The 482-nt window shown below is 47.5% G+C and carries 1 protein-coding gene; it reads left to right on the forward strand.

Features of this window, described 5'->3' with window-relative positions; translation table 11 throughout:
• On the forward strand, positions 1-482 hold a 482-nt coding region (locus tag H5300_RS27050), incomplete at both ends, for a transposase (protein WP_182797393.1).

Consider the following 482-nt stretch of genomic DNA (forward strand, 5'->3'; position numbering starts at 1 on the left):
GGTCTATGGAAGCCCATTTTCTTTAAAGCTAAGACCACTGAGAAGTGTTGGCGTACCGCCATCACTCAACTTCTCAGCTCCAATTACTCAGAGTTAGACTTGAGTGGAGAGGACTGCCCTTTCATTCGTAATGAGCAAGATTGGTCCCGATTTTTAACCAGCCAATATTGCCGTCGATGGAAGCTGCACTTTGCAAAGAAAACAGCCAACGTGACGCCCACCATGACTTACCTCGGCCGATACCTAAAACGCCCACCTATATCGGCGTCGCGTTTACGACATGACTTCCAGGGAGGCTTGGTGACGTTTGATTACCTCAACCATAGGAATGGTCGGACGGAATCCCTCATTTTGAGTCCAGAAGCTCTGATAGAGCGCATGATTGAGCATATTCCTGATAAGCACTTCAAAATGATTCGATACTTCGGTTTTCTATCAAACCGACGTCGTGGTGAGATGCTCCCTAAGGTCTACGATGCCTT

The organism is Vibrio sp. SG41-7 (assembly GCF_014164465.1).
Taxonomy (GTDB): Bacteria; Pseudomonadota; Gammaproteobacteria; order Enterobacterales; family Vibrionaceae; genus Vibrio; species Vibrio splendidus.